This window comes from uncultured Campylobacter sp. (assembly GCF_938039245.1).
Lineage (GTDB): Bacteria > Campylobacterota > Campylobacteria > Campylobacterales > Campylobacteraceae > Campylobacter_A.
Genome location: NZ_CALHVN010000053.1, coordinates 1 through 9,468 on the forward strand (window position 1 = coordinate 1; position 9,468 = coordinate 9,468).

Annotated in this window: 7 protein-coding genes and 1 pseudogene; all 8 read left to right on the forward strand. The window is 50.3% G+C overall.

What is annotated here, in order from left to right; all coding sequences use genetic code 11:
• Nucleotides 1-296 precede the first annotated feature (296 nt).
• The gene (locus Q0218_RS09035; protein WP_297968858.1) at nucleotides 297-1,373 is read left to right on the forward strand and encodes an epoxyqueuosine reductase QueH; all 1,077 of its coding nucleotides are present in this window, start codon (nucleotides 297-299) and stop codon (nucleotides 1,371-1,373) included.
• 136 nt (nucleotides 1,374-1,509) lie between these two features.
• Nucleotides 1,510-1,956: a 3-hydroxyacyl-ACP dehydratase FabZ gene (fabZ, locus tag Q0218_RS09040; protein WP_297968859.1), complete on the forward strand. Its 447-nt coding sequence runs from the start codon at nucleotides 1,510-1,512 to the stop codon at nucleotides 1,954-1,956.
• A gap of 10 nt (nucleotides 1,957-1,966) precedes the next feature.
• Nucleotides 1,967-2,755, forward strand: coding sequence for an acyl-ACP--UDP-N-acetylglucosamine O-acyltransferase (lpxA, locus tag Q0218_RS09045; RefSeq protein WP_297968860.1), 789 nt, complete (start codon nucleotides 1,967-1,969; stop codon nucleotides 2,753-2,755).
• On the forward strand, nucleotides 2,755-3,993 hold the full coding sequence (clpX, locus tag Q0218_RS09050; RefSeq protein ID WP_297968861.1) for an ATP-dependent Clp protease ATP-binding subunit ClpX: 1,239 nt from the start codon (nucleotides 2,755-2,757) through the stop codon (nucleotides 3,991-3,993). Before lpxA ends, clpX begins: the two co-directional genes overlap by 1 nt.
• An 8-nt stretch (nucleotides 3,994-4,001) precedes the next feature.
• Nucleotides 4,002-5,039, forward strand: a complete 1,038-nt coding sequence (locus Q0218_RS09055) for a rod shape-determining protein (RefSeq protein ID WP_122863225.1) — start codon at nucleotides 4,002-4,004, stop codon at nucleotides 5,037-5,039.
• Complete coding sequence (gene mreC, locus Q0218_RS09060; protein ID WP_297968862.1) at nucleotides 5,029-5,784, forward strand: rod shape-determining protein MreC; 756 nt, start codon at nucleotides 5,029-5,031, stop codon at nucleotides 5,782-5,784. The genes Q0218_RS09055 and mreC overlap by 11 nt, the downstream gene beginning before the upstream one ends.
• Nucleotides 5,784-9,077 carry a carbamoyl-phosphate synthase large subunit gene (gene carB / locus Q0218_RS09065; RefSeq protein WP_297968863.1) on the forward strand — a complete coding sequence of 1,098 codons (3,294 nt, stop codon included), beginning with the start codon at nucleotides 5,784-5,786 and terminating at the stop codon, nucleotides 9,075-9,077. The genes mreC and carB overlap by 1 nt, the downstream gene beginning before the upstream one ends.
• A 191-nt stretch (nucleotides 9,078-9,268) precedes the next feature.
• A pseudogene (locus Q0218_RS09070) lies at nucleotides 9,269-9,468 on the forward strand (GyrI-like domain-containing protein); the annotation flags it as partial.

Sequence of the window (9,468 nt, forward strand, 5' to 3'; positions counted from 1 at the left end):
GGAAGGGGCTTGAATTACGAAGTCGCTCCCTTCCCCCTTAACAATCCCCCAACCCTTACGACGTGAGAGGTTGCTACACTACGTGCGGATTTAAATTTGGCTGGACTTTAAATTTAAGCCGCTAGCTTTAATAAAATTTGCAGTTAAATTTAGTAAAATCGGCAAAAATTATTCAAGACAAAATAGGCGTAGTTTAAATAAATTTTTCTTGCCCGCAAAGGAGCGGACCGGTCGTCCGTGACTGCGGCGGGTATAGAAAAATTTATTCTAAAATCCGTCGTTTATGGGGAATTATAATGTTAGTTCATATTTGCTGCTCGGTCGACAGCCACTATTTTCTGCAGCGCCTGCGCGCCGACCGTCCGCGCGAGCGTCTCATCGGCTATTTCTACGATCCAAATATCCATCCGTACAGCGAGTTTTTGATGAGGTTTCGCGACGTAAAAAGAAGCTGCGAAAAGCTAGGTATCGAGCTCATCTGCGGTGAGTACGAATACGAGGCGTGGCTTGCGGGCGCAAAAGGGCTTGAAAACGAGCCTGAAAAGGGCAAGCGCTGTGCGTATTGCTTTGATTTTCGCGTGGGAAATTCGGCCAAAAAGGCGCTTGAGCTAGGCGAAAAAGCTATCACCACGACGCTACTGATGAGCCCGAAAAAGGACTTCTCGCAGCTAGAATCCGCGCTAAATAAGGCCGCGGACGAATACGGCCTTGAAGCCTTTGCCGTGGACTACCGCGCGGGCGGCGGCACGAACGCGCAGTTTGAGCTTGCTAAAAAAGATAAACTCTATCATCAAAACTACTGCGGCTGTATTTTCGGGCTTAGCAAGCAGCGCGAGGCGCAAAAACTGCCGCTTAGCGAGCTTATGAGCGAGGTTAGCGGGCGAGTGATGCCGGGCGGCATCGAGGAGCGTCTGGAGCTTTATGAAAAGGTGCGAGAGTGCGAGGAAAAGGGCGCGCCGTTTCATCTGTCGCGCAAGTATTTTCTAAACTACCGATTGTTGCGCGCCTACGTCAAATTTAGTGGCGGCGTAGTGCCGTCGTATTTTTTGCTCTACTCGCATTTTAAGCGCGAAAACGTCAAATTTAGCGTGAGCGAGGCGGCTCAAATTTGCGACGAGCTACGAGACGGCGTGATGCTATTAAATTTAGCTAAATTTAACGAGCTTTCTGGCGAAAATTTCGCTAGCGTAAACGAGCTTTGTTGCCGGCCTATCGCGGTACCTCGCGAGCTGGAAATCCGCCGCGAGCTGTGCGGAGAATTTAGCCAAAATCCTATAATCGTGCTGGATGAAATTCGCGCCGGCAGATACGAGATCTACGCTAAAGACGAGCTTTATAACGATAGTCGCGAGGTTTTGGTGGCGCAAATTTGAGCTAAATTTAACGCGCTCGAGATAAAAGGCGGGCGCGAAAATTTAGAGGCTAAATTTTGCCCCGGCCAAATCAATAATCTTTTTCTTAGCAAAATTTGGCTAAAATCGGCTTTAAATTTTACTCACAAGGTTTAAAGTGATCGACATCGTTGAAATCCAAAAAATACTCCCGCATAGGTATCCGTTTCTGCTCATCGACCGAGTGACCGAGCTGGAGCCCGCTAAACACATCGTCGCGTATAAAAACATAACGATCGGCGAGCCCGTGTTTCAGGGGCACTTCCCGGGTCACCCGATATATCCGGGCGTGATGATCATCGAGGGCATGGCGCAGGCCGGCGGCGTGCTTGCGTTTAAGAGTATGAGCGACGAGCATCAAGCGGGCATCGAAAATAAAGTCGTTTATTTTATGAGCATCGACGGAGCGAAATTTCGCCACCCGATACGCCCGGGTGACAGGCTCGAGTACCGCCTCGAAGTGCTAAAACACAAAGGTAACATCTGGGTACTAAAAGGCGAAGCCTACGTGGACGGCACGCTAGCATGCGAGGCCGAGCTAAAAGCTATGATCGTAGATAAATAAGCGAGCCAAAATGAGAAATATCCATCCGCAAGCCGTCGTCGAGGACGGCGCGAAGATCGGCGAGGACGTAACGATCGAAGCCTACGCCTACGTCGGCAAAGACGCCGTGCTAGGCGACGGCGTACTCGTAAAGCAAGGCGCCAGGATCGTGGGCGACACGCATATCGGCGAGGGCGGTAAAATTTACAGCTACGCTATCGTGGGCGATATCCCGCAGGACGTGAGCTACCGCGCCGAGGAAAACACGGGCGTTCGCATCGGTAAAAACACGACGATCCGCGAGTTTTGCACGATAAACTCGGGCACGCACAAAGGCGACGGGATCACGCGTATCGGCGATAACGCCTTTATCATGGCCTACTGCCACGTCGCGCACGACTGCGTCGTCGGAAATAACGTCATCCTGGCAAATAACGCGACTCTAGCGGGTCACGTGGAGCTAGGCGACTACAGCGTCGTTGGCGGTATGACGCCGATACATCAGTTCGTGAGAGTCGGCGAGAGCTGCATGATCGCGGGCGCTAGCGCGCTATCTCAGGACGTCGTGCCGTTTTGCCTGGCTGAAGGCAACCGAGCCTATATCAGAAGCTTAAATTTAGTCGGTATCAGACGAAGGTTCGATAAAGACGCGGTCGAAGAGATAAATAGGGCGTATAAATTTTTATTTAGAAAAAGCGGGGATCTAAAGGCTGCGGCCAGCGAGCTTTTAAAGAGCGCAGCGAACGAACAGGTGCGAAAAATGTGCGAATTTATCCTAAGCACCAAGCGCGGTATCCCGTTAGCAAAAGGAAGAGAATAATGGTGAGAAAATGTAATTTTTGCGGCGAGACGGAGTCAAACGATAGACGCCTTTTTGCGGATTTGGACAATAAGGCTTTCATCTGCGAATACTGCGTGAATGCTGCTTATAATATGATTTGCGGCGATACGAGCCTGCAAGAATCAAGTCCTGAAAATAAAACCGACAAAGACTATACGAATTTAACTCCAAAAGAGCTAAAAGCGGTGCTAGATAACTACGTCATCGGTCAAGATAAGGCCAAAAAGGTCTTTAGCGTCGGCGTTTATAACCATTACAAAAGAATTTTTAGAAAAGGCGAGATCGAGGACGATACGGAGATATCAAAATCAAATATCTTGCTAGTCGGCCCTACCGGTAGCGGCAAGACGCTGATGGCACAGACGCTGGCTAAATTTCTAGATGTGCCTATCGCTATCTGCGACGCTACGAGCCTAACGGAGGCCGGCTACGTCGGCGAAGACGTGGAAAATATCCTGACTCGTCTTTTACAGGCCGCAGACGGCGACGTAAAGCGCGCCGAGCAGGGCATAGTTTTCGTTGACGAGATAGACAAGATCGCCAGGATGAGCGAAAATCGCTCGATCACGCGCGACGTGAGCGGCGAGGGCGTACAGCAGGCGCTTTTAAAAATCATAGAGGGCAGCCTCGTAAATATCCCTCCAAAAGGCGGCAGGAAGCACCCCAATCAGGAATTTATCCAGATAGACACCTCAAATATCCTCTTTGTCTGCGGGGGCGCGTTTGACGGACTAGCCGACATCATCGAACGCAGGATCGGTAAAAACGTGCTGGGCTTTGGTCAAGATAAACGCTCAAAAGACGATAGGGAAAATTTGCTAGACGCGCTTGAGAGCGACGATTTGGTGCATTTTGGACTAATCCCGGAGCTAATCGGCAGACTTCACGTGGTCGCCACGCTAAATAAGATCACCGAGGATGATATGGTGCGAATTTTAACCGAGCCTAAAAATGCGATACTAAAGCAGTACCAAAAGCTTTTCGCGATAGATAGGGCAAATTTGAAATTTGACGACGAAGCTCTAAAAGAGGTCGCGAGACTAGCTATCGAGCGAAAAACGGGAGCTAGAGGGCTACGAAGCATAATGGAAGAGGTAATGACTGACATAATGTATGAGCTACCGGAGCTTGCGGGCTACGACGTGGTGATAACAAAAGAGGTCGTAAGCGGCAAAGAAAAGCCGATTTTCGTAAAAAACAATAAAATAAGCGCATAAGGATACAGATGATTTTAGACCAGATAATAGGATTTTTTTCAAGCGATATGGGTATCGACCTAGGCACGGCAAATACGCTAGTTTTGGTAAAAGATAAGGGTATCATAATAAACGAGCCCTCCGTCGTCGCGGTACAACGCGAAAAATACGGCAAGCAAAAAATCTTAGCCGTCGGCCACGAAGCAAAAGAGATGGTGGGTAAAACTCCCGGCGATATCGAGGCGATCCGTCCGATGAGAGACGGCGTTATCGCGGATTTTGACATGACGGAAAAGATGATCCGCTATTTTATCGAAAAAACTCACCGCAGAAAGAGCTTCCTGCGCCCTCGTATCATTATCTCCGTGCCTTACGGCCTAACTCAAGTCGAGCGAAAAGCCGTGCGAGAGAGCGCGCTAAGCGCCGGGGCTAGAGAGGTATTTTTGATCGAGGAGCCGATGGCTGCGGCTATCGGGGCAAATTTACCCGTGCGCGAACCGCAAGGAAACCTAGTCGTCGATATCGGCGGCGGTACGACCGAGATCGGCGTAGTGTCTCTAGGCGGCCTAGTCATCAGCAAATCTATCCGCACCGCGGGCGATAAAATCGATATGAGTATCGTAAACTACATAAAAGAAAAATACAACCTCCTAATCGGCGAGCGCGCGGGCGAGGATATCAAAATCTCCGTCGGTTCGGCGATTCAGCTACCCGAGGAGCTTAGCATCGTAGTAAAAGGTCGCGACCAAATCAGCGGCCTACTAAGCCGCGTGGAGCTAACGAGCGAGGACGTGCGCGAGGCTATGCGAGAACCTCTAAAAGAGATCGCAGACGCCCTAAAAACCGTACTTGAGATGATGCCGCCCGATCTTGCCGGGGATATCGTTGAAAACGGCATCGTGCTAACCGGAGGCGGAGCGCTGATCCGCGGCCTTGATAAATATCTAAGCGATATCGTTAAGCTTCCGGTTTTCGTCGCGGACGATCCGTTGCTAGCCGTGGCTAGAGGTACCGGCAAGGCTCTTGAGGAGATTAAATTTTTACAACAACTCGTAAATGAAGAGTAAAATTTTATTCGTCGCTCTTATAGGCGCGCTGGTATTTTTTTCGCTTGATAGAGGCGCGCTCATCTCGGGATACGTCGTAAATTTAAACAGCCGCATAGTCGCCGCCTACGACGACGCGGTCAAATTTGTAAAAGACGGCGTAAACGAGCATTTTAGGCAGCGCGAGGAGATAAAGCAGCTTCGCGCTCAAAACGCCGAACTGGAAAAATCGGCAGCTCTGCTTTCAAGCTTCGCAAAGGAGCTAAACGAAATTTTGGTCGATAAAAACTCGACCGCCTACGAGCCTAGAGTCCAGCTCGTACGAGCGCTAAGCTACGTAAATATCAGCGACTACGACAAGGTCTGGTTGGATAAATTTAGCGGCTACGACGAGTCTAAAATTTACGGGCTAATTTACCAAGGTAAGAGCGCGGGTATCGTCGTGAGCAAGGACGGCAACCCTATGGCCTTGCTGCAAAACGATCCAAAAAGTATATTCGCCGTATCAATCGGCGAGGAAAAAATCCCGGGCATAGCGCACGGGAGCAAAGACGGAATAACGGTGAAATTTATCCCCCAGTGGCTCAGCCCAAAGGAGGGCGACGAGGTCGTCACGAGCGGGCTTGACGGGATATTTTTCAGCGGGATTTCAGTGGGCAAGGTTACGGGCGTGATCCAAGAGAGCCTATATAAAAGCGCGGCCGTAAAGCCCTACGTAAACATAACCATCCCCTCGTATCTATACGTCGTAACAAAGGAAGAATAATGCCAAAAAGAACCGACATCAATACTATTTTACTCATCGGCAGCGGCCCTATCGTCATCGGGCAAGCGTGCGAATTTGACTACAGCGGCACGCAAGCGGCAAAGACGCTAAAGCAGCTAGGCTACCGCGTCGTACTCATTAACTCAAATCCCGCCACCATCATGACGGATCCTGATTTCGCCGATGCGACCTACGTCGAGCCGATAACCAAAGAGAGCATCAAGCGCATCATAGATAAAGAAAAAGTCGACGCCATACTGCCTACGATGGGCGGTCAGGTCGCGCTAAACGTCGCGATGCAGCTATATGAGGCGGATATGCTGGACGGCGTCAAATTTCTAGGCGCGAATCCGCAAGCCATCAAAAAGGGCGAGGATAGGCAGGAGTTTAAAAAGGCGATGCAAAAGATCGGCATGGACTTGCCGCAAAGCCAGTACGCCTACGACATGGACGAGGCATTAGCCGCAGCCGCAAACATCGGCTTTCCGCTCATCATCCGCGCTAGCTATACGCTAGGCGGCGCCGGTAGCGGCGTGGCGTATAATATCGACGAATTTAAAGAACTAGCCCAAACCGGCCTAGACGCCAGCCCGATACGAGAAATTTTGGTCGAGGAGAGCTTGCTGGGCTGGAAAGAGTACGAGATGGAGGTCATCCGCGACCGCAACGACAACTGCATCATCGTCTGCTCGATCGAAAACTTCGATCCGATGGGCGTGCACACGGGTGACAGTATCACGGTTGCGCCCGCTCTTACGCTAACGGATAAAGAGTATCAGGCGATGCGCGACGCGAGTTTTAAAATTTTACGCGAGATCGGCGTGGATACGGGCGGTAGCAACGTGCAGTTTGCTATAAATCCAAAAACCGGCCGCATGATCGTGATCGAGATGAACCCGCGCGTTAGCCGTAGCTCTGCGCTCGCCTCAAAGGCTACGGGCTACCCGATCGCCAAGGTCGCGACGCTGCTAGCCGTGGGCTTTAGCCTGGATGAAATCAAAAACGACATCACGGGCACGCCCGCTAGCTTTGAGCCCGTCATCGACTACATCGTGACTAAGATCCCGCGCTTTACGTTTGAGAAATTTCCGGGCGCGAACCCGTATCTAGGCACCGCGATGAAGAGCGTGGGCGAGGTTATGGCGATCGGCAGGACGTTTAAGGAAAGTATCCAAAAGGCGCTTTGCTCTATGGAAAAGGATTATTACGGATTTAACTTCGTAAATTTGGAGAAAAACGCGCTAATTTACGGCCTTAGAAATGCGAACGAAAGCCGCATTTTATACGTCGCGCAGGCGTTTCGCGACGGGCTTAGCGTGGCCGAAGTGCACGAGATGAGCAAGATCGATCCGTGGTTTTTGGATCAAATTTGGCAGATAGTTAAATTTGAAGAGCGCATCGATATGGACATCCTAAACGACGAGCCGCTACTTCGCGAAGCTAAAACGATGGGCTTTTCGGACAAGATGATCGCGCATCTGATAAATTTAAAAGACAACCTCGACCTAGGTCAAAACGATATTTATTTCGCGCGCGAGAAAATGGGTATCTACCTCGAATACAACGAAGTCGATACCTGCGCGGGCGAGTTTAAGGCGCTCACGCCGTATCTTTACTCGACGACGAATATCACGAAACTACCGCATCTTTCGTCAAATTTTACGGAGTCAAATTTAAACGCAAATTCGGCGCAAAAAGAGAAAAAAGTGATGATCATCGGCGGCGGTCCAAACCGCATAGGCCAGGGCATAGAGTTTGACTACTGCTGCGTGCACGCCAGCTACGCGCTACGCGATATGGGCATCAAAACCATAATGTACAACTGCAACCCCGAAACCGTCAGCACCGACTACGACACGAGCGATATTTTGTATTTTGAGCCGATCGATTTCGAGCATGTTAGAGCCGTGATCGAGCATGAGAACCCGGACGGCGTGATAGTGCATTTTGGCGGTCAGACGCCGCTAAAATTCGCCAAACGCCTAAGCATAGCGGGTGCGAAAATCATCGGCACCAGCGCGCGCACGATCGACGTCGCCGAAGACCGCAAGAAATTTAGCGAATTTATCTCTAAAATAGGCGTCAAACAGCCGAGAAACGACACTGCTACGAGCGAAAAAGAGGCGCTAGAAAAGGCCGCAGCTATCGGCTATCCGGTGCTCGTGCGCCCTAGCTACGTGCTAGGCGGCCGCGCGATGAGACGAGTGCATAGCGATGAGGAGCTACGCTTATATATGAGCGAGGCGGTCAAGGTTAGCAACCACTCGCCAGTACTAATCGATAAATTTTTACAAGACGCCGTAGAGCTTGACGTAGACGCGATCAGCGACGGTAAGGACGTCTATATCGGCGCCGTGATGCAGCACATCGAGGAGGCGGGCATCCACAGCGGCGACAGCGCGTGCATACTACCTCCACTAAATTTGACCCCGCAGATGATCGAAAAGGTAGAAAACCAAACCCGCGACATCGCGCTAAATTTAGGCGTAGTGGGGCTAATGAATATCCAGTTTGCCATATACGAGAATGAACTTTTCATGATCGAGGTAAACCCGCGTGCTAGCCGCACCGTGCCGTTTGTTAGCAAGGCCACCGGCGTGCCGATGGCAAAGGTCGCTACGCGCGTGATGTGGCAAGGAAATTTGCGCGAGGCGCTTAAATTTTACGATAACTACGGCGCAGTTTACGAGGAGCGCGGCATACTAAGGCCTCGCGTGAAAAATCACGTCTGCGTCAAAGAAGCGGTCTTTCCGTTTAACAAGCTTTCTGGCGCCGATTTGATACTGGGTCCTGAGATGAAAAGTACGGGCGAGGTCATGGGTATATCTGTGGGCTTTGCCAAGAGCTTTGCTAAAAGTCAGATCGCCGCGAGCAACTCGCTGCCTACAAGCGGGCTAGTATTTTTGACTCTTGCCGACGCGGACAAAAAATACGCCGCAAATTTGGCGAGCGAGCTCATAAGTCTAGGCTTTAAAATCATCGCCACGGGCGGAACGTATAAAATTTTAGAGGGCGCAGGCGTAGAGAGCGAGTTCGTCTACAAAATCAGCGAAGGTCGCCCAAACGTCGAGGATAGGCTCAAAAACGGCGATATCGCACTTGTTATCAACACCAGCGACAGCAAGTCAAACAGCGAAGACGGCAAGAAAATCAGACAAAACATCATGCGATTTAAGATTCCGTATTTCACGACGATGTCGGCGGCTCTAGCGGCGGCTAAATCGCTAAAAAGCGTGCAGGACGGCAGCGCGCTGGAAGTAAGAAGCCTGCAGGAGTATCTGGGCGGCGAGTAAGCGTGTGCCGGCAAATTTAAATATCAAATTTGCCCTCGCACCCGGTTTTTGCGTTAAATAAAAGCTTAAATTTAGCTCTCTAATTTCACGGCTGGAATTTATTTAGATGAGATTAAATTTTACTTCTAGCGTTTTGGGCGATGCGAAATAGTAAAATTTCAGCTAAATTTTATCCAGCAAAAGGAGCAAAAATGTTTGATTTTAAAAAAGAGTTTAAGCAGCTTTATGCGCCAAAGCAGACGCCGCAAATTTTAACCGTCCCGCCCGCAAATTTCGTTTGTATCCGCGGCAAGGGCGATCCAAATGAGCCGGGCAGTGCGTATCAGCGTGCGATAGAGGTGCTTTACGCCGTGAGTTACGCGCTAAAAATGAGCTACAAAACCGATTATAA

Coding starts and splice junctions, on each gene's coding strand:
- Q0218_RS09035 (WP_297968858.1), top strand. CDS start 297: ATGTTAGTTCATATTTGCTGCTCGGTCGACAGCCACTATTTTCTGCAG.
- lpxA (WP_297968860.1), top strand. CDS start 1,967: ATGAGAAATATCCATCCGCAAGCCGTCGTCGAGGACGGCGCGAAGATC.
- clpX (WP_297968861.1), top strand. CDS start 2,755: ATGGTGAGAAAATGTAATTTTTGCGGCGAGACGGAGTCAAACGATAGA.
- Q0218_RS09055 (WP_122863225.1), top strand. CDS start 4,002: ATGATTTTAGACCAGATAATAGGATTTTTTTCAAGCGATATGGGTATC.
- mreC (WP_297968862.1), top strand. CDS start 5,029: ATGAAGAGTAAAATTTTATTCGTCGCTCTTATAGGCGCGCTGGTATTT.
- carB (WP_297968863.1), top strand. CDS start 5,784: ATGCCAAAAAGAACCGACATCAATACTATTTTACTCATCGGCAGCGGC.